The organism is Albirhodobacter sp. R86504 (genome assembly GCF_042466415.1).
Lineage (GTDB): Bacteria > Pseudomonadota > Alphaproteobacteria > Rhodobacterales > Rhodobacteraceae > Albirhodobacter.
In genome coordinates this window covers 1,684,901-1,702,984 of record NZ_JAXHCH010000002.1, presented here as the reverse complement: position 1 = coordinate 1,702,984, position 18,084 = coordinate 1,684,901, and the positions used below count along the sequence as shown (strand labels likewise).

Below are 18,084 nucleotides of genomic sequence, written 5' to 3'. Positions count from 1 at the left end.
GGCCATAAGCGGCCCGATGGCCACATCCCCGACCTGTTGAAAAAGGACTGCGTGATGATCCTCTATGGTATCCCCACATGCGACACCTGCCGGAAGGCACGAAAAGCTCTTGAGGCAGCAGGGCAAGACGTCACTTTCCGCGATTTGCGGGCCGATCCCCTCGCGCCGGAAGATATCGCGCGGTTCCATGCGACCTTCGGTGATAAGCTTCTCAACCGCGCGTCCACGACTTGGCGCGGGCTGGATGAGGCCACGCGCGCGCAACCTTTCGCGGAATTGCTGGCCGCTCATCCGACATTGATCAAGCGTCCGATTATTGAGGGCGAGGCGCTGACCTTGGGGTGGGATAAAGCCGCGCAGGCGACGCAGCTGCCCGCAAGCTGATCGTTCAAGGCTTATGAAAACGGCCCCGCACTGCGGGGCCGTTTCGCATTTATAAACTGATCAAGCTCAGAGTAGCTTCAAATCCGCGGCGGATTCGCGGCCGTCACGGCCAGCTTGCAGATCGTAGCTGATCTTTTGGTTGTCGTTCAAACCGGTGAGGCCTGCGCGCTCGACTGCGGAAATGTGAACGAAAATATCTTTGCCGCCATCATCAGGTGCGATGAAGCCGAAACCTTTGGTGGCGTTGAACCATTTTACGGTGCCAGTGGCCATACCGTCTCTCCTTCTCAAGTCTCCCGAGGCGATATTGCCATCGGGCCGTGCAGCCAGGTCTTTCAAGTCTTCCGGCTGCCCCAAGAAGGGAGGCGGTAGAAAGTCTGCGGTCACGCTCCTGAAATGATGCCTCAGCGGATAAAAAAATCAATAAGAAAAATGGGGGCACATGGCCCCCACTCATGACGTTTTAATGACTTTTGCACACAGACCCGACAGCTTAGCGCAGGTCGGGCGGAGTTGCCTCGATTTTGAGCTCCGGCAGCAGCGCATCCAGCGTCATCACTTGCGTGCGTGTGTCGCCCAACCGCCGGACAGAAACCGAGCGATCCTCAACTTCTTTCATGCCAACCGCCAAGATGACCGGAACTTTCCCGAGCGAATGCTCGCGGACTTTGTAGTTGATCTTCTCGTTGCGAGTATCTGCCTCGGCGCGAATGCCCTGCGCGCGCAGGCGAGCCACGACTTCCTCAACGAACCCGTCCGCATCCGACACGATGGAGGCCACCACGACCTGACGCGGCGCCAGCCAGAACGGAAGCTTGCCCGCATGAGATTCGATCAAGATTCCGATGAACCGCTCGAACGAGCCCAGAACGGCACGGTGCAACATGACTGGGCGATGCTTCAACCCGTCTTGCCCAATGTAGCTGGCGTCCAGCCGTTCGGGCAGGTTTGGATCGACCTGCAACGTACCACATTGCCAATCACGGCCAATTGCATCCGTCAAAACGAATTCCAACTTCGGTCCGTAAAATGCGCCTTCGCCCTCTTGCAACTCGAACTCATATCCGGCCGCGCGGCACGCATCGCCCAAGGCCGCCTCAACGCGGTCCCAGCTTTCATCCGACCCGATCCGTTTCTCGGGGCGGGTGGAGAGCTTGATCTTCCAACCGGTAAACCCGAGGTCCGCATAGATCATCGCCAAAAATTCGATGAACTTCTTGGTCTCGGCCTCGATCTGCTCATCGGTGCAGAAAATATGCGCGTCATCTTGGGTAAACCCGCGCACCCGCATGATCCCGTGCAACGCGCCCGACGGCTCATACCGGTTGCACGATCCAAATTCCGCCATCCGCAGCGGCAAATCGCGGTAGGATTTGAGGCCGACATTGAACACCTGCACATGGCACGGGCAATTCATCGGTTTCAACGCGTTCACGGTCTTTTCGCGCGCGTGATCCTCGTCCACCTCAACGATGAACATGTTCTCTTGGTAGTTTTCCCAGTGTCCCGACGCCTCCCACAGCTTGCGTGAAACAACCTGCGGCGTGTTCACCTCAACATAGCCGTCGCGGTCCTGCTGGCGGCGCATGTAATCTTGCAAGGTGGTGTAGATTTTCCAGCCGTTGGGATGCCAGAAAATCTGCCCCGGCGCCTCTTCTTGCATGTGGAACAGGTCCATCTCGCGGCCCAGCTTGCGGTGGTCGCGCTTGGCGGCCTCCTCAAGCATTGTGAGATGTGCTTTGAGATCTTCGCGGTTTTTGAACGCTACACCGTAGATGCGCTGCAACATCGGACGGGAGCTGTCACCCAACCAGTAAGCGCCAGCGACATTCATCAGCTTGAACGCATCGGCAGGCACTTGGCCCGTGTGCTGCAAATGCGGGCCACGGCAGAGATCTTGCCAGTCGCCATGCCAATACATCCGCAAATCTTGCCCCTCGGGGATCTTCGCGATTAATTCAACCTTGTAAGGCTCGTTCGCCGCCTCGTAATGCGCAATTGCGCGCGCGCGGTCCCAAGTCTCGGTCTTAACCGGCTCGCGGGCATTGATGATTTGCTTCATCTTTGCCTCGATCAACCCGAGGTCTTCGGGCGTGAAGGGCTCCTCGCGGTCGAAATCATAGAACCATCCGTTGTCCCGAACCGGCCCGATCGTAACTTTCACATCCGACCAAATTTCTTGCACCGCGCGCGCCATGATATGCGCGAGGTCGTGGCGGATCAATTCCAGCGCGGGGCCATCTTCCGCCATCGTGTTGATCGCGATCTGCGCATCTTCCCGGATCGGCCACTGCAAATCAAAATGCGCACCGTTCACTTGCGCCGAAATCGCTTTTTTCGCGAGAGATTTGGAAATCCCTTCGGCCACTTCCATTGCGGTTATCCCGGCAGGGTATTCGCGCGCATTTCCATCGGGGAAGGTAAGGGTGATCGGAGACTGGGACATGGTGTCCTCCTCGTCGGTTTGGCGCCCACGGAGCGCCCGGTTGCGGGTTATGGTGCGGCGGGTATGAAACGCGGCGGCTGCCAAGTCAACGGGAATGACGCCTTGCGGCCCCTGTAGGGGCTCTGCCCCTTTGCTGCGCATTCACCCCGGGATATTGGGGGGCAACCGGAAGCCTGTCTGATGTCCGGTTGCCCTAAATATCCCGGGGGAGCCCTGAAAGGGCGGGGGCAGCGCCCCCTCTTTCTTCGCGGCGTTTGGTTGGTTAGGGTAAGCAAAAAGGAGATTTACCATGCCCGATTTGTCCACCGCCACATATTTTACGACTCCCGAAGGTCGCCGTCTCGCGTATCACAAAACCGACGCGACGGGTGCGGGAGCGCAATTGCCAGGCGTTGTATTTCTGGGCGGCTTTCGGTCGGATATGGAGGGGAGCAAGGCCTTGGCGCTGGAGGCGGCTGCAAAGGCCTCGGGGCGCGGCTTCTTGCGGTTCGATTATTCCGGGCACGGGGTGTCGGACGGGGCGTTCACTGATGGCGCGATAGGGGATTGGTTTGAGGATGCGCGGGACTTGATCCTTGCGGTTACGCAGGGACCGCAGATTTTGGTAGGCTCGTCGATGGGCGGCTGGATTGCGCTTTTGATTTGCAGGGAGCATCCCGAAAAAGTGGCGGGGCTTGTGACGATTGCGGCGGCGCCAGATTTTACCGAAGACGGCTATTGGGCTTCTTTCGATCAAGCCACGCGCCGTCAGCTTGAAGAAGAAGGGCAGCTTGAGATTCCGTCGGATTACGGGGAGCCTTATATTATCACGCGTCGGCTGATCAATGAGGGGCGCAATCGGCTCGTGTTGCGGGCGCCATTGGAGTTGCCTTTCCCGGTGCGATTCTTGCAAGGGACGGCGGATGAGGCTGTCTCGGTTGAGGTGGCCAACAGGTTGTTGGGCCATGTGAGCGGCGCGGATATCCGGCTTGTTCTCGTCAAGGGGGCGGATCATCGGTTTTCAACGGATGAGTGTCTCGATCTGATCAACGGGATGATCGATGAGGTCATGTCGCGGGTTTGATCGCGTGACCGTGATCGCCGCGAGTGGTCTGACAGGAAAAACCTCGCGCTAGGGGGTTGGACCGCTCGCTTGGCTGGGGCATCTTGGCGCGACATGGCCGAATTTGCGGCCCGAATTAGGACGTTCTCTTGACCCATTGTGCAGCTGATATGCCGCAAGATCCGATCATTTTTTTGCCGGGCTTCATGGCCGATGCCCGCTTATTCTGGCACCAGATCCTTGATTTCTCTACCACACATGCCGTGACCGTCATGCCGATGCGCGGGACAAGCGTTGAGGAGATGGCGAGCTTTGTCCTCAAGCAGGCGCCAGAAAAATTTGCACTGGTGGGGCATTGGCTCGGCGGACTTGTCGCGATGGAAATCCTGCGGCGCGCGCCAGAGCGGGTGAGCCAAGTGGCGTTAATCAATGTATCGCCTTTGCCTGAGACGCCACAGGTATCGGGGGGGCGCGAGACGCGGATTGTGCGCGCCCGCACGGGGCGTCTCGATGAGGTGATGTTGGAGGAGGTGCCGGTCGGCGCGCTCTATCAGGGGCCGATGCTGCGCGATGTGCAGGCGATGATGCTCGAGATGGCGGCGGCACTGGGGCCCGATGCGTTTCATGATCAAAGCCGCGCGCTCATGCGGCGGCCGGATCAACAACGCGCTTTGCGAAATACAAAGGTGCGGGCCATACTGATTTGCGGCGAGTTCGACAGCATTTGTCCGCCGCGGCGGCATGAGTTTCTTGCGGAGCTCATGCCACATGCGGAGTTTCGATTGGTGCTGGGCGCGGGGCATCTTACGCCGCTGGAACAGCCTGAAAAGGTAACGCAGGCGCTGCGGGATTGGTTGGCCGCGCCACTTCTTCTGAAATAACGCAAACGGGGCGCCTGCGCGCCCCGAAAACTCTTGCGATAGGGAATGTTAGATCAGACTGCTTTCAACGTCGCCTTTTCCGAAGGTTTAAGTTTCGGAGCGGCAGTGCCTGCTTGTGCGTCGATGAAGTCGAGTACCAGCGGGCGGATGTTGTTGCGCCATGATTTGCCCGCGAAAATCCCGTAGTGGCCCGCTCCCGGCTCCAGATGCTCGGCCTTCTTCGTGTCCGGTAGTCCGGTGCATAGGCGCAGGGCGGCGACGCATTGGCCGGGGGCCGAGATGTCGTCGTTCGCGCCTTCAACGGTCATTACCGCGACGGAGGTGATTTTATCGAGATCGACGTGTTTTCCGTCGACGACAAATTCATTCTTTGCGATTTCGAGGTTTTTGAAGATCCGCTCCACCGTGGAGAGGTAGAATTCGGCGGTCATGTCCATCACGGCGAGGTATTCGTCGTAGAAGACATTGTGGCGGTCGCCCTCTGATCCATCCCCCTTTGCTTCGGCGGTGATCTTATCGCTGAACGCTTTGGCATGGGTTTCGGCGTTCATTGAGATGAACGAGGCTAGCTGCATGAGGCCGGGGTACACCATCCGGCCGACGCCCTTGTACTTAAAGCCGACGCGCTGGATCACCATATGTTCAAGCTGACCCATGGTGACACGGCGACCGAAATCGGTAACTTCCGTTGCCGCAGCATCAGGATCAATCGGGCCGCCGATAAGCGTCAAGCTGCGCGGCTGCGCGGCGGGGTCTTCTTGCGCGAGATAGGCCGTCGCCGCGAGGGTCAATGGCGCAGGTTGGCACACCGCAATGACGTTGATGTCGGGGCCGAGGTGCCGCATGAAATCAACGAGATAAAGCGTGTAATCCTCGATGTCGAACTTGCCTGCGGACACGGGAATGTCGCGGGCATTGTGCCAATCGGTGATGTAGAGATCCGCATCCGGCAAAAGCGAGGCAACCGTGGAGCGCAGCAAGGTGGCGTAGTGGCCCGACATCGGCGCGACGAGCAGGATCCGTCGCGGCATTGGCGCGCGATCGACCACTTTAAACTGGATCAAACCGCCGAAGGGCTTGTCGAGGATGGTCTCCACGCTGACCTGATGATCGCGGCCATCTTCGCCAACGATCGTTTTGATGCCCCAATCAGGCTTGATGACCATCCGGCTGAACGAGCGTTCTGTAACGCGGCCCCAAGCGGACATCACTTTGAACATCGGATGCGGAGCCATGCCCCAAATCGGATAGGACGCCATGGCGCGGGCGGAAGCGCCCATCCATTCGTTGGTGTTTCTGATGGTTTCCATCAGATCGTAGGACATCATACCCTTCATGCGCGTCTCCAATGCCCTGATACACGGGCCTTGTTGCTGGGCCTTGCCGCGTTGCCTCGGTTGAGGACGGGCAAGGGTATCTGTTTGGCTCGTTTTGCGTGATGCTTTGAGTCGGGCAATGACGCGATCGGGCGAAATTCCTCACAAAGCAGCGGCAATAGGGGCCGTTTTTTCCTTGCGTTTATCGCGGATTACGGTTCGTCTGAGAGGGTAGGGGGGAACCACATAATGACCGCCAATGACGAGACAGTGCCTGCTGCATCGCAGCATTTCAAGGAAAATCTAGCGAAAATTGAGGCTTTGACGCTGCGGCTCTCGGAAGCGTTATCGCATAAGCGCGCGATCAACCCTGCATTGGAAGGGCCTGGCGCGGATCTTTACATGAAGGCTGGCGGCTCTGTTTTGCGCGAGATGATGGAGAAGCCGTCGAAAATTGTTGAGGCGCAGGTAGCCTATTGGGGGCAGGCGATGACCCAATATATGGAGGCGACGGAAGCCTTGCGCGGCGGCACACTCGCACCTCCTGCTGATAAAGGGCGCCCCGACCGGCGCTTTACAAACCCGCTTTGGGACAGCCACCCCTATTTCAACTTCGTCAAACAACAATATCTCATCGCGTCCGATGCGGTCACGGACAGTCTCGCCAATCTTGAGGGGCTGGATGATGTGGACCGGAAGCGGATGGAGTATTTTGCTAAGCAGATCGTCGATCTCATGGCGCCGACGAATTTTCTCGCCACAAACCCCGATGCGCTGGAGCGTGCAGTGGAAACCGAAGGGGAAAGCCTCGTGCGCGGGTTGGAGAACCTTGTGCGCGATGTGGAGGCGAATAAGGGCGATCTCGTCGTGACGCTGGCAGATCGAGATGCGTTCAAACTGGGTGAGAACCTTGCGACGACTGAAGGGTCTGTTGTCTACCGTAATCGCCTGTTCGAATTGATCCAATACGCGCCCACGACCGAAACCGTGCATAAAACGCCGTTGCTGATTTTTCCGCCGTGGATCAACAAATATTATGTGCTCGATCTCAAGCCTGCGAATTCCTTGATCAAGTGGATCGTGGATCAAGGATTTACGCTGTTTGTTGTGGCATGGCGCAATCCTGATCAAAGCTTCGCCGACACCGGGATCGAAGATTATATCGAACACGGGTATCTCACCGCGATCGAGCAGGTAAAGGCGATCACTGGCGCGCCCAAGCTCAGCGCTGTGGGCTATTGCATCGCGGGGACGGCGCTATCGCTAACTCTGGCGCTGTTGCACAAGCGCAAAGACAAATCGATTAACAGCGCGACCTTTTTCACGGCACTGACGGATTTCTCGGATCAGGGCGAGTTTACCGCCTTCTTGCAAGATGATTTTGTCGATGGAATTGAGGCGCAGTGCAAGGCGGACGGGGTGCTGTCCTCCTATTTCATGACGCGCACTTTCTCGTTCCTGCGCGCGAATGATTTGATCTACCAACCCGCGATCCGCAGTTACATGCTCGGCGAGCGGCCTCCGGCCTTTGATCTGTTGTATTGGAACGGCGACAGTACCAACCTCGCCGGCAAGATGACGGTGCAATACTTGCGCAAGCTTTGTCAGCAAAACATGTTCGCCAAAGGCGGCTTTGAATTGCTGGGCGAGACGCTTCGTATCAAGGACGTCCGCGTGCCGCTCATGGCGATTGCCTGCGAGACAGATCACATCGCGCCTTGGGTCGCGTCCTTTAACGGGATTTCGCAAATGGGCGCGAAGGAGAAGACCTTTGTCCTCGCGCAATCAGGCCATATCGCGGGCATCGTGAACCCGCCCAGCAAGCAGAAATACGGGCACTATTTATCCGATGCGCCTATCGAGAATCACGCCGATTGGCGCGCGCAGGCCACGTTCGAGAAGGAGTCATGGTGGCCGCAGTGGGGGGAGTGGCTCGCGAAAAAATCTGGACGATTTGTAACAGCGCGCCCCGTCGGCGGACCGGATCATCCAGTGCTTTGCGCGGCCCCTGGAAGCTATGTGCTTGAAAAGCCGGAGCTATAGGTGCCCTAAGGGCAATTCGTCATTGTGACAGTCAAAATTCTGCAACGCAGCGTGAAAAAACTTGCAATGCTGCGCTGCGGCATATATAAATGTTGCATGCGATGCACGGGCCCGCTCGCCAGTTTCCTCCTCGGGCCCAAGACGGAGAGACACTATGGCTAACACCCAAGATTTCACCAAAATGATGCAAGACATGATGGGTTCGTTCCCGAAAGACGGCAAAGCGTTCCAAGATGCTTTCAAGACCCAAGCTGCGCTGGGCGAGAAAATGGCGAAAGTCGCTCTCGAAGCCGCTGAAAAATCCACCGAGATTTCTTCTGTCTGGGCGAAAACCACGCTCGCGAAGATGTCCGATCTGACCGCGACCAAAACAGAGCCTGCTGATTATGCGAAATCGGCCTCTGACTTTGCGTCCTCGGCTGCGGAAACCGCTGCTGAAAAGATGTCGGCATTCGCGGAAGTTGCGAAAAAGCTCCAGATGGAAACTGTCGAGTTGATGCTGGCCGCTGGCAAGGACGCTTCGGAAGAAGCGACTGCAGCTGTCAAAAAAGCAACCTCGGACGTCACATCGGCTACGAAAAAAGCGACGGCTGCTGCAAAGTAAGCTGATCGACCTTCCATACCCGGCGCGGTGTTCCCCGCTCACGGTATGATCGAAAGGCGCGTGGGTCCCCACGCGCCTTTTTTCATGCGCGCGGCGCGGCGACAGGTTGTTTCCGTTTCGGGTGTTGCTTTTACGGCGTGCGCGCTTAATCATTGCTGCGCTGCGACACCGTCACAGCCGCGTTGCAAAATCGGGAGGATACCGCATGTCGGATGATGTTAAGCCACTGCTGATCAAGCGTTATGCGAGCCGCCGCCTCTACAATACCGAGACCAGCGACTACGTGACGCTGGAAGATATCGCCTCGTTCATCCGCGACGGCCGCGCCGTGCAAATTGTGGATTTGAAATCGGGCGACGATCTGACGCGGCAGTATCTTTTGCAAATCATTGCGGAACATGAAAGCCGGGGCGAAAGCGTGTTGCCGGTGGATGTTCTGACCGATCTCGTGCGCTCTTACTCATCGAATGCGCAATCTGTGGTGCCGCAATTCCTCGCGGCGTCTTTCGAGATGTTGCGGGACGGGCAATCCAAGATGATCGAAAATCTTGGCATCCCCAATCCGATGATGAGCATGCCGGGGTTTGACGCCCTGCAGCGGCAGCAGCAGGCGTTCTTGCAAAACATGATGTCAGGCTGGGGCGGAGCGGGCTCGACCATGCCAGAGGCCGAGGAAACCCCGGCCAAGAGCGGTGGCGGGCGTGACGAGCTTGCGGGCATCAAAAAACAGCTCGCTGAACTGCAGGCGAAGCTGTCGAAGCTTTAAGGTTGGGCGATGAGCCTCCGCTGTGATCGGCGGAGGCGCGCTCTTATCCGCGGGCGGCTTTCTCGGTGATGCCCGACGTGCCCTCGCGGGCCTCGAGCACCGCAAGCACAGCCGCCAGATCGACGTCGCGAGCCTCAAGCATCACGATCAAATGGAATAGAACATCCGCCGCCTCCGAGGCCAGCTTCTCGCGGTCGCCCTTGACGGCTTCGATGATTGCTTCGATTGCTTCCTCACCGAACTTCTCGGCGCATTTCTCTGGCCCCTTTGCAAAAAGCTTTGCCGTCCACGAGCTTTCGGGATCGGCGCCCTTGCGGGATTTGATAGTGGCGGCGAGGCGATCGAGAGTGTGCATCTGACTGTCCTTACAGGCGGACGGGAATGCCGGCGGCGGCCATATGCGCCTTGGCTTCACCGATGGTGAATTCCCCAAAATGGAAGATTGAAGCGGCCAGCACGGCCGATGCTCCGCCTTTGGTCACGCCCTCAACGAGGTGATCCAGGGTTCCAACACCGCCCGAGGCAATAACGGGGATGCTCACAGCGTCGGAAATTGCTTTGGTAAGCGGCAGGTTGAAGCCCGCGCGCGTGCCATCGCGGTCCATCGAGGTGAGCAGGATTTCGCCCGCGCCTTTCGCCGCGACGGTCATGGCGAATTCGACGGCGTCGATGCCGGTTGCCTTACGCCCGCCGTGGGTGAAAATCTCCCATTTTCCGGGGGCGACGGTCTTGGCGTCGATCGCGCAGACGATGCACTGCGATCCGAACCTGTCGGCGGCTTGGGCGATGACATCAGGGTTGGCGACGGCGGCGGAATTGAAAGACACCTTATCCGCCCCCGCAAGCAACAGCGCGCGCACATCTTCATGGGTCCGCACGCCCCCGCCAACGGTCAGCGGCATGAAGCATTGCTCCGCCGTGCGCGTCACCAGATCAAACATGGTGCCGCGGTTTTCGTGAGTCGCATGGATGTCGAGGAAGCACAGCTCGTCCGCGCCCGCCGCATCATAGGCTTTTGCCGCCTCAACAGGATCTCCCGCGTCAATCAGATCGACAAAGTTGACGCCTTTGACAACGCGCCCGTCGGCCACGTCGAGGCAGGGAATGATGCGGGTTTTGAGCATGTTGGTCTCCTTAACTGCCTACATATCTGCGTCTGGCAGGCTTGGCAAAGAAAGATCGGGGCGCTTGATGAAAGGGGGCTGCGCCCCCTCCCGCGTGGCTCAGGCTTTTAGGGCTTTGAGGGCGGCGCCCAAATCCAGAACGCCATCGTAAATCGCGCGGCCCGAAATCGCGCCAGCGATCACCCCGGTGTCGCGGAGTTTGATCAGATCGGGGAGGGAAGACACCCCGCCCGACGCAATCACAGGAATGGTCACCGCCCGCGCCAAGGCTTCGGTGGCATCGAAGTTGGGCCCCTGCATCGCCCCGTCGCGCATGATATCGGTGTAGATGATCGCCGAGACGCCTGCGTCCTCGAACGATTTGGCAAGGTCGGTGACCATCACATCGGTTTCCGTGGCCCAGCCTTTTGTCGCGACCTTGCCGTTACGCGCGTCAATGCCGACCGCGACCTTGCCCGGGAATTCACGAGCGGCTTCGCGCACCAGATCCGGATTCTCGACGGCAACCGTGCCAAGGATGACGCGGCTCAGGCCTTTTTCGATCCATGTTCCGATCGTCGCCATGTCGCGTATCCCGCCGCCAAGCTGGGCCGGCACGGTGATGCGGTTCAAAATCGCTTCGACCGCAGCGCCGTTCACCGGCTCGCCTGCGAAAGCGCCATTGAGATCAACAAGATGGACCCACTCACAGCCAGCAGCTTCGAATTTGGCGGCCTGCGCTGCCGGATCATCTCCGAACACCGTTGCTTTATCCATGTCCCCGTGCAGCAAGCGCACGCATTGGCCGTCTTTAAGGTCGATTGCAGGGTATAGGATCATCGGGGAGGCTCCGAAAAAGGATGGGTCAAGTGATCAGTTGCGGGCGTCATGCCACAGGGGCGGGGCGATTGCAAAGTTTCGTGAAGGTTTCCCCTATACGCTACGTCACACTTGCTGCAAAGCTGTTTGACTGACGTAATGGTCATCGGCAACATTGGAGGATGAGCCATGAAAACACTAATTTTGGGAGGCGCTTTCGCGCTGATCGCAGGGATTGCCCATGCTGATCCGATCGAAGGCACGTGGAAGACCCGCACCGACGATAACGGCAACTTCGGCCATGTGCAGGTTGTGCCATGCGGGAAGGGCTATTGCGGGACGCTGGTAAGATCCTTCGGCGGCGATGGTCAGGAACTGGCGTCCAGCCCGAACAAGGGCAAGATGCTGATCTCCGACACGCGCAGCACCGGTGGCAGCAATTACGAGGGCAAGATCTACTCGCCTGACCGCGATAAAACCTACAACTCGAAGCTCAGTCTTTCGGGCGATAAGTTGAAGGTTTCGGGCTGTGTGATGGGCATTTGCCGCGATGGCGGGACTTGGACGCGCGTGAAGTGACATGGTTTGCGTGCGCTCCGCATCGCGCGTGACGTGCGCAAGGCAGATAAACAAAGGGCGCTCATTCGGGCGCCCTTTGTCGTTACGGTTTCCAGTTCAGGAAGTTTGACAAGATCCGCAGGCCCGTCGCCTGACTTTTTTCGGGGTGGAACTGTGCCCCCACCATATTATCCCGTCCGATCAGCGCGGTGACGGCACCTGCGTAATCCACATGTGCAAGGCGTTGCGAGGGTTCGGCAACGCGCATGTGGTAGGAGTGCACGAAATAGGCGTGATCGCCGGTCTTGATCCCCTCCAAAACAGGGTGCGGCGTATCGATGACAAGATCGTTCCAGCCCATATGCGGAACTTTCAGGCTGGGGTCTCGCGGCGTAATTTTGACCACTTCGCCTTTGATCCAGTCAAACCCGTCAGTATCTTCATATTCTCGGCTTACAGTGGCCATCATCTGCATCCCGACGCAGATCCCCATGAAGGGGCGCCCGCGCTGGGTCACCGCCTCGGAGATGGCCTCGAACAGCCCGCCGTATTCGCCCAGATTGGCGCGGCAATGGGGGAAGGCGCCATCCCCGGGCAAGACGATCCGGTCTGCCTTCGCGACAACGTCAGGTTCCGACGTGACGGTAATCGTCCCATGGCCCGCTTCATGCGCCATGCGTTGGAACGCTTTTTCAGCGGAATGAAGATTGCCGGAATCGTAATCGACGAGGACCGTAAGAGACATCAGAGCGCGCCTTTGGTCGAGGGGAGGGAGGTCGCCATGCGGGGGTCGATCTCGACCGCCATGCGCAGGGCGCGGGCGACGGATTTGAACGTTGCCTCGGCGATATGGTGGCTATTGAAGCCGTTTCGTTTGTCGATATGCAAGGTGATGCCGCCATGCGTTGAGAGGGCTTGGAAGAACTCGCGGACCAGTTCGGTATCGAACGTGCCGATTTTCGGGCTCGGCATGTCGCAATTCCAAACGAAGAACGGCCGCGCCGACAGGTCAAGCGCGGTGTTGATCTGCGTGTCGTCCATCGCCAGCGCGAAATGACCGTAGCGATAAATTCCTTTCTTATCGCCCAAGGCTTGCGTCAGGGCCTGGCCAATCGCGATCCCCGTATCCTCGACGGTGTGGTGGTCGTCGATATGCAGATCCCCCTTGGCGCGGATTGTCATATCAATCAACGAGTGACGCGAAAGTTGGTCGAGCATGTGATCGAAGAACCCGACGCCGGTCTGGTTGTCGTAGATGCCTGTGCCGTCGAGGTTGATCTCGACGTTGATCTCGGTCTCGGCAGTTTTACGGGTAATGGAGGCCTTGCGCATAATTATCCCTCAATGTTTGCGCCCTTATAGGCTGCAAAGCGCTGGTTGTTAAGCGTTTCGAAGGCGCTGCGGCGGCGCAATTTCTCAAGGGAATGGATATACCTATGAACAAATCGTTTATGCCTTAACAGGTTTTTAACGGCGGGCCGCTACGCTTCAAGCCGTAGTGGAGTGTTGCGATGCGTATCATCTTTTTGGAAGACAACACGGTGGCCGCGAAGAACGTGGTGCGGAGCCTCACGGCGGATCATCATCATATTTTGCACACCGACAGCACCTCTTTGGCGCAGTCCTACGCGCGGCTCGATCCGCCTGATCTGCTGATCGCGTCGCTGTTTCCTAAAGGCACGGGATGTGTATCGGAAAACGGGTTGAGCGTGGCGATGGCGGCGCAGTTTCACAATCCCGATGTCGTGACGATTTTTCTCTCCGACAGCCCCGTGTTTTCGCAAGGAGAGTTGTTCGCGATGATTTCTTCGCTGCGCTGTGTCTTGCCGCGCCCGATTCAGGTGCATGACCTTGTGGAGATTGCGCGGTATTTCTTGCGCGTCGGGCCTGTCGATTGCGCCCTCGCGGAGGGAGCGCCGGATTTGTGCGGGCGGTGCGTTCTATCCGATAGCTGCGAGCGTCAGGCGCGACTTGCGCTGCCGTATGAGTATAGCGCTGAGCGTCGCGATGATGCGCCTCGGCGGCGCGCCTGTGGCTGAGGCAGGAGCGTGCGGCCGAGAGGTTATCGGCCCTATCTGACTCGCGGATTATATCGCGGCGCTAAAAAGCAAAAAACCTCCCCGAAGGGAGGTCTTTTTGTATTTGGAGCGGGCGAGGCGATTCGAACGCCCGACCCTAACCTTGGCAAGGTTATGCTCTACCCCTGAGCTACGCCCGCACTCCAGGTTTCTTCAACCGCGAGGACTTTACGTGTCCTAAAACGCTTCCGTTAGGAAGTTGGAGCGGGCGAGGCGATTCGAACGCCCGACCCTAACCTTGGCAAGGTTATGCTCTACCCCTGAGCTACGCCCGCACTCCAATCCAATCAGTCTCCTGATCGGTGAGGCGGGATTTAGGGGATGATGGGCGAGGCTGCAAGAGGAAAATGCGAGGTGATGAGAAATTTTCACATCAAGGCAATCTCTCTTCGGGCGGGCGCGCCGAACGCGACAGGATCGCGGACGTTGCATGGCCTGCGTTATCGGGCACGCCCTGCGCGCCGGATATGTTTGGTGTGGATTGAAGGCGGAGCGCCGCGAGGGTAGGGGGGCGGCGCGAAGAAAAAGGGGCCACATGGGCCCCTTTTGATGTCGTTGGGTCAGGCGATGCGTTGCTTATTCAAGCTCAACGAGCAGATCTTTCGCATCGATCTGTGCGCCCACGCTTACATGCACCGCCTTAACGGTTGCGGCACGGTCAGCATGAATGCCGGTTTCCATCTTCATGGCTTCAATTGTCACCAGTAGATCGCCCACGTTAACCTGCTGCCCCACAGTGACGGCAACGCCCGCCACAGACCCTGGCATCGGCGCCCCGATATGGCCTGCGTTGGCAGGATCTGCCTTCGGCTTGGCCGCCGTTTGCGCTTTCACAGCACGGTTCGGCACTCGGATGACGCGCGGTTGACCGTTGAGTTCAAAGAACACTTTGACCTCACCGATGTCATCTGTCTCCCCAACCGCTTGCAGGCGAATTTCGAGCGTCTTGCCCGGATCAATCTCTGCGGCGATTTGATCGCCCGCTTCCATGCCGTAGAAGAACACAGGTGTCGGCAAGGCCCGCACAGGCCCGTAAGACCGATGGCGGCCCATGTAATCGAGGAAGACCTTGGGATACATCAAGTAGCCCGCGAGATCCTCGTTATCGATCTTGAGGCCTTCGAGCTCCGCCGTGACTTTCTCGCGCACGGCCTCAATGTCGACAGGGGCTAGGTGCTTGCCAGGGCGCTCTGTCGAGGCGGTTTCGTCTTTCAACACCTTCTTCGAGATGCCTTGCGGCCAACCGCCCGGAGGCTGACCCAAATTGCCGCGCAGCATATCGATCACCGAATCGGGGAAGGCGACATCCACCGCAGGATCTTCGACCTGCGTGCGCGTGAGATTTTGCGCGACCATCATCAGCGCCATATCCCCGACGACCTTCGACGAGGGTGTGACTTTGACGATATCGCCGAAGGTCTGATTCGCGTCGGCATAGGCCTGCGCCACTTCATGCCAGCGCTCCTCAAGCCCGAGCGAGCGCGCCTGCGCCTTGAGGTTGGTGAATTGGCCGCCGGGCATCTCATGGAGGTAAACCTCCGAGGCAGGGGCCTCCAGACCGCTCTCAAACGCGCGGTATTGTTGGCGCACACCCTCCCAATAGTTGGACACCTGACGGATCGCCTCGATATCGAGACCCGTTTCGCGATCGGTGTTGCGCGTGGCCTCGACGATCGAGCCAAGGCAAGGCTGCGATGTGCCGCCCGAGAACGCATCCATCGCGGCATCAACAGCGTCCACGCCCGCATCTGCGGCGGCAAGCACGGTCGCGCCGGCAATGCCGGACGTGTCATGCGTATGGAAATGGATCGGCAGGCCGACCTCATCTTTCAGCGCCTTGATGAGCGCGCGGGCCGCGGCAGGCTTGAGCAAACCTGCCATATCCTTGAGGCCCAGCACATGCGCGCCCGCGGCCTCCAGCTCTTTGGCCATACCGACATAGTATTTCAGATCATACTTGGCGCGATTGGGGTCGAGCAGATCGCCGGTGTAGCAAATCGTGCCCTCGCAAACCTTGTTGGCCTCGACCACCGCATCCATCGCGACGCGCATGTTTTCAACCCAGTTCAGGCTGTCAAAGACGCGGAACACGTCGACGCCGGTTTCTGCCGCCTGTTTGACGAAGAACTGGACGACGTTATCGGGATAGTTCGTGTAGCCAACACCGTTCGACGCGCGCAAAAGCATTTGCGTCATCACGTTGGGCATCCGTGCGCGAATATCGCGCAGGCGCTGCCACGGGCATTCTTGCAAGAAGCGGTAGGCGACATCGAATGTCGCGCCGCCCCAGCATTCCACCGAGAACAGATCGCTGAGATTTGCCGCATAGGTTGGCGCGATACGAATCATATCGACAGAACGCATCCGCGTGGCGAGCAAGGATTGATGCCCGTCGCGCATCGTCGTGTCGGTGATCAACAGCTTTTGCTGTGCCTTCATCCAGTCGGCTACGGCTTTCGGGCCTTCGGCTTCGAGCAAGTTGCGCGTGCCTGCCTTGATCTCGCCTTTGGGCGCGGGGGCTTTGAGGGCGCGCGCTTCGGCTGGCGGCTTGGGGCGCCCGGCGGTTTCAGGATGCCCGTTCACGGTGATATCCGCGATATAGGTCAGGATTTTTGTCGCACGGTCGCGGCGTTTTTTGAAGTTGAACAGATCGGTCGATGTGTCGATGAACTTCGTGGTGTAGGAATAATCTAGGAAGGTCGGGTGCTTGAGCAGGTTGATGACGAAGTCGATATTCGTGCTCACACCGCGGATACGGAATTCGCGCAGCGCCCGGTCCATCCGGTTAATCGCGGCCTCGGGTGTTGGGGCCCAAGCGGTGACTTTTACCAACAAGCTATCGTAATAGCGCGTGATTACGCCGCCCGCGTAAGCCGTGCCGCCATCGAGGCGAATGCCCATACCGGTTGCCGAACGGTATGCGGTGATCCGGCCATAATCGGGAATGAAGTTGTTCTGGGGATCTTCCGTCGTCACGCGACATTGCAGCGCGTGACCCGACAAAGTGACGTGGCTTTGGTCAGGTGTGCCGGTCGCCTCCGCTAGGGTTGCGCCTTCCGCGATTCGAATTTGCGCCTGAACAATGTCGATGCCGGTCACTTCTTCGGTGACGGTGTGCTCCACCTGAACCCGCGGGTTCACCTCGATGAAGTAGAATTTCTGGCTGTCCATATCCATCAGGAATTCGACAGTACCGGCGTTTTGGTAGCCGACAGCTTGACCGATTTTAAGTGCGAGCGCGCAGACTTCGGCGCGCTGCTCCTCGGTCAGATAGGGGGCAGGAGCGCGCTCGACAACTTTTTGATTTCGGCGCTGCACCGAGCAGTCGCGCTCATACAGGTGGTAAAGATTGCCATGCGTGTCGCCCAAAAGCTGTACTTCGACATGGCGCGCGCGCAAGATCATCTTTTCCAGATAACCCTCGCCATTGCCAAATGCGGCCTCGGCCTCGCGGCGCCCCTCGCGGACTTTTTCGACCAGCTCCCCCTCATTCAGGATAGGCCGCATGCCGCGTCCGCCCCCGCCCCAAGAGGCTTTGAGCATCAGCGGATAGCCGACCTCTGCCGCCTCTTTCTTGATGGCGTCGAAATCATCCCCCAAAACTTCCGTTGCCGGAATCACCGGAACATCTGCCGCAATCGCCACACGGCGTGCGGAAGCCTTATCGCCCAGAGCGCGCATCGTTTCTGCCTTGGGGCCAATAAATGTGATGCCGTTGGCGAAGCATGCTTCAACGAAGTCAGGGTTTTCGGAGAGAAGCCCGTAGCCAGGATGGATCGCATCCGCGCCTGCCAGCTTGGCCACGCGAATAATCTCGTCAATCGCAAGATACGCCCCGACAGGCGACATCCCTTCACCGATCCGGTAGGCCTCATCGGCCTTGAACCGGTGGAGGCTCAGCTTGTCCTCCTCCGCATAAACGGCAACCGTCTTTTTGCCCATTTCATTGGCTGCGCGCATCACGCGGATGGCGATTTCGCCTCGGTTGGCGATCAGAATTTTGCTAAACATCGGGGTAGCCTTCTATATACTGACGACGATCCG

17 protein-coding genes and 2 tRNA genes are annotated in these 18,084 nt (G+C 58.5%); 8 read left to right on the top strand and 11 right to left on the bottom strand.

Annotated elements, in window-relative coordinates:
• Positions 1 to 54 precede the first annotated feature (54 nt).
• Complete coding sequence (locus tag SJY32_RS10150) at positions 55 to 384, top strand: ArsC/Spx/MgsR family protein (RefSeq protein ID WP_376874467.1); 330 nt, start codon at positions 55 to 57, stop codon at positions 382 to 384.
• A 66-nt stretch (positions 385 to 450) separates the two neighbouring features.
• On the opposite strand, the gene SJY32_RS10145 is transcribed toward SJY32_RS10150, so the two are convergent.
• Together SJY32_RS10145 and thrS are read right to left on the bottom strand one after the other, a co-directional pair.
• On the bottom strand, positions 451 to 657 hold the full coding sequence (locus SJY32_RS10145) for a cold-shock protein (RefSeq protein ID WP_376874464.1): 207 nt from the start codon (positions 655 to 657) through the stop codon (positions 451 to 453).
• A gap of 220 nt (positions 658 to 877) precedes the next feature.
• Positions 878 to 2,830, bottom strand: a complete 1,953-nt coding sequence (gene thrS, locus SJY32_RS10140; protein WP_376874462.1) for a threonine--tRNA ligase — start codon at positions 2,828 to 2,830, stop codon at positions 878 to 880.
• Positions 2,831 to 3,119: 289 nt separating this feature from the next.
• On the opposite strand from thrS, the gene SJY32_RS10135 reads away from it, so the two are divergent.
• Together SJY32_RS10135 and SJY32_RS10130 are read left to right on the top strand one after the other, a co-directional pair.
• The gene (locus SJY32_RS10135; protein ID WP_376874460.1) at positions 3,120 to 3,893 is read left to right on the top strand and encodes an alpha/beta hydrolase; all 774 of its coding nucleotides are present in this window, start codon (positions 3,120 to 3,122) and stop codon (positions 3,891 to 3,893) included.
• Between the two features lie 128 nt (positions 3,894 to 4,021).
• On the top strand, positions 4,022 to 4,753 hold the full coding sequence (locus SJY32_RS10130) for an alpha/beta fold hydrolase (RefSeq protein ID WP_376874458.1): 732 nt from the start codon (positions 4,022 to 4,024) through the stop codon (positions 4,751 to 4,753).
• A 53-nt stretch (positions 4,754 to 4,806) separates the two neighbouring features.
• On the opposite strand, the gene phaZ is transcribed toward SJY32_RS10130, so the two are convergent.
• Positions 4,807 to 6,090, bottom strand: coding sequence for a polyhydroxyalkanoate depolymerase (phaZ, locus tag SJY32_RS10125; protein WP_376874456.1), 1,284 nt, complete (start codon positions 6,088 to 6,090; stop codon positions 4,807 to 4,809).
• A gap of 228 nt (positions 6,091 to 6,318) precedes the next feature.
• Between phaZ and phaC the strand changes: the two genes are divergently transcribed.
• From phaC to phaR, 3 genes are all read left to right on the top strand, one after another.
• A complete protein-coding gene (phaC, locus tag SJY32_RS10120; protein ID WP_376874454.1) occupies positions 6,319 to 8,112 on the top strand; it encodes a class I poly(R)-hydroxyalkanoic acid synthase in 1,794 nt (597 codons plus the stop codon).
• A gap of 154 nt (positions 8,113 to 8,266) precedes the next feature.
• Positions 8,267 to 8,716, top strand: a complete 450-nt coding sequence (locus SJY32_RS10115) for a phasin family protein (RefSeq protein WP_376874452.1) — start codon at positions 8,267 to 8,269, stop codon at positions 8,714 to 8,716.
• Between the two features lie 205 nt (positions 8,717 to 8,921).
• The gene (phaR, locus tag SJY32_RS10110; protein ID WP_376874450.1) at positions 8,922 to 9,482 is read left to right on the top strand and encodes a polyhydroxyalkanoate synthesis repressor PhaR; all 561 of its coding nucleotides are present in this window, start codon (positions 8,922 to 8,924) and stop codon (positions 9,480 to 9,482) included.
• 43 nt (positions 9,483 to 9,525) lie between these two features.
• Here the strand turns inward: phaR and SJY32_RS10105 are convergent, their stop codons facing one another.
• The 3 genes from SJY32_RS10105 to hisA form a co-directional block, all read right to left on the bottom strand.
• The gene (locus SJY32_RS10105; RefSeq protein WP_376874448.1) at positions 9,526 to 9,837 is read right to left on the bottom strand and encodes a phosphoribosyl-ATP diphosphatase; all 312 of its coding nucleotides are present in this window, start codon (positions 9,835 to 9,837) and stop codon (positions 9,526 to 9,528) included.
• A 10-nt stretch (positions 9,838 to 9,847) separates the two neighbouring features.
• Entirely contained in the window at positions 9,848 to 10,606 is a 759-nt protein-coding gene (hisF, locus tag SJY32_RS10100; RefSeq protein WP_376874446.1) for an imidazole glycerol phosphate synthase subunit HisF, read from the bottom strand.
• Positions 10,607 to 10,705: 99 nt separating this feature from the next.
• Positions 10,706 to 11,425: a 1-(5-phosphoribosyl)-5-[(5-phosphoribosylamino)methylideneamino]imidazole-4-carboxamide isomerase gene (gene hisA / locus SJY32_RS10095; RefSeq protein ID WP_376874444.1), complete on the bottom strand. Its 720-nt coding sequence runs from the start codon at positions 11,423 to 11,425 to the stop codon at positions 10,706 to 10,708.
• A 168-nt stretch (positions 11,426 to 11,593) separates the two neighbouring features.
• On the opposite strand from hisA, the gene SJY32_RS10090 reads away from it, so the two are divergent.
• Positions 11,594 to 11,983, top strand: coding sequence for a DUF2147 domain-containing protein (locus SJY32_RS10090; RefSeq protein ID WP_376874442.1), 390 nt, complete (start codon positions 11,594 to 11,596; stop codon positions 11,981 to 11,983).
• Positions 11,984 to 12,065: 82 nt separating this feature from the next.
• Here SJY32_RS10090 and hisH read toward each other — a convergent pair whose 3' ends face one another.
• Positions 12,066 to 12,707, bottom strand: coding sequence for an imidazole glycerol phosphate synthase subunit HisH (gene hisH / locus SJY32_RS10085; RefSeq protein ID WP_376874440.1), 642 nt, complete (start codon positions 12,705 to 12,707; stop codon positions 12,066 to 12,068).
• Entirely contained in the window at positions 12,707 to 13,294 is a 588-nt protein-coding gene (hisB, locus tag SJY32_RS10080; RefSeq protein WP_376874438.1) for an imidazoleglycerol-phosphate dehydratase HisB, read from the bottom strand. The genes hisH and hisB overlap by 1 nt, the downstream gene beginning before the upstream one ends.
• Before the next feature lie 179 nt (positions 13,295 to 13,473).
• On the opposite strand from hisB, the gene SJY32_RS10075 reads away from it, so the two are divergent.
• Positions 13,474 to 14,001: a hypothetical protein gene (locus SJY32_RS10075; RefSeq protein WP_376874436.1), complete on the top strand. Its 528-nt coding sequence runs from the start codon at positions 13,474 to 13,476 to the stop codon at positions 13,999 to 14,001.
• 104 nt (positions 14,002 to 14,105) lie between these two features.
• Here SJY32_RS10075 and SJY32_RS10070 read toward each other — a convergent pair.
• From SJY32_RS10070 to SJY32_RS10060, 3 genes are all read right to left on the bottom strand, one after another.
• Positions 14,106 to 14,180, bottom strand: a tRNA-Gly gene (locus SJY32_RS10070).
• 60 nt (positions 14,181 to 14,240) lie between these two features.
• A tRNA-Gly gene (locus SJY32_RS10065) sits at positions 14,241 to 14,315 on the bottom strand.
• Positions 14,316 to 14,616: 301 nt separating this feature from the next.
• Positions 14,617 to 18,051: a pyruvate carboxylase gene (locus tag SJY32_RS10060; protein ID WP_376874434.1), complete on the bottom strand. Its 3,435-nt coding sequence runs from the start codon at positions 18,049 to 18,051 to the stop codon at positions 14,617 to 14,619.
• Positions 18,052 to 18,084 lie beyond the last annotated feature (33 nt).

Bases quoted from the DNA above. Each gene is read 5' to 3' on its own strand.
- SJY32_RS10150 (WP_376874467.1), top strand. From the start codon at position 55: ATGATCCTCTATGGTATCCCCACATGCGACACCTGCCGGAAGGCACGA.
- SJY32_RS10145 (WP_376874464.1), bottom strand. From the start codon at position 657: ATGGCCACTGGCACCGTAAAATGGTTCAACGCCACCAAAGGTTTCGGC.
- thrS (WP_376874462.1), bottom strand. From the start codon at position 2,830: ATGTCCCAGTCTCCGATCACCCTTACCTTCCCCGATGGAAATGCGCGC.
- SJY32_RS10135 (WP_376874460.1), top strand. From the start codon at position 3,120: ATGCCCGATTTGTCCACCGCCACATATTTTACGACTCCCGAAGGTCGC.
- phaZ (WP_376874456.1), bottom strand. From the start codon at position 6,090: ATGAAGGGTATGATGTCCTACGATCTGATGGAAACCATCAGAAACACC.
- phaC (WP_376874454.1), top strand. From the start codon at position 6,319: ATGACCGCCAATGACGAGACAGTGCCTGCTGCATCGCAGCATTTCAAG.
- SJY32_RS10115 (WP_376874452.1), top strand. From the start codon at position 8,267: ATGGCTAACACCCAAGATTTCACCAAAATGATGCAAGACATGATGGGT.
- phaR (WP_376874450.1), top strand. From the start codon at position 8,922: ATGTCGGATGATGTTAAGCCACTGCTGATCAAGCGTTATGCGAGCCGC.
- SJY32_RS10105 (WP_376874448.1), bottom strand. From the start codon at position 9,837: ATGCACACTCTCGATCGCCTCGCCGCCACTATCAAATCCCGCAAGGGC.
- hisF (WP_376874446.1), bottom strand. From the start codon at position 10,606: ATGCTCAAAACCCGCATCATTCCCTGCCTCGACGTGGCCGACGGGCGC.
- hisA (WP_376874444.1), bottom strand. From the start codon at position 11,425: ATGATCCTATACCCTGCAATCGACCTTAAAGACGGCCAATGCGTGCGC.
- SJY32_RS10090 (WP_376874442.1), top strand. From the start codon at position 11,594: ATGAAAACACTAATTTTGGGAGGCGCTTTCGCGCTGATCGCAGGGATT.
- hisH (WP_376874440.1), bottom strand. From the start codon at position 12,707: ATGTCTCTTACGGTCCTCGTCGATTACGATTCCGGCAATCTTCATTCC.
- hisB (WP_376874438.1), bottom strand. From the start codon at position 13,294: ATGCGCAAGGCCTCCATTACCCGTAAAACTGCCGAGACCGAGATCAAC.
- SJY32_RS10075 (WP_376874436.1), top strand. From the start codon at position 13,474: ATGCGTATCATCTTTTTGGAAGACAACACGGTGGCCGCGAAGAACGTG.
- SJY32_RS10060 (WP_376874434.1), bottom strand. From the start codon at position 18,051: ATGTTTAGCAAAATTCTGATCGCCAACCGAGGCGAAATCGCCATCCGC.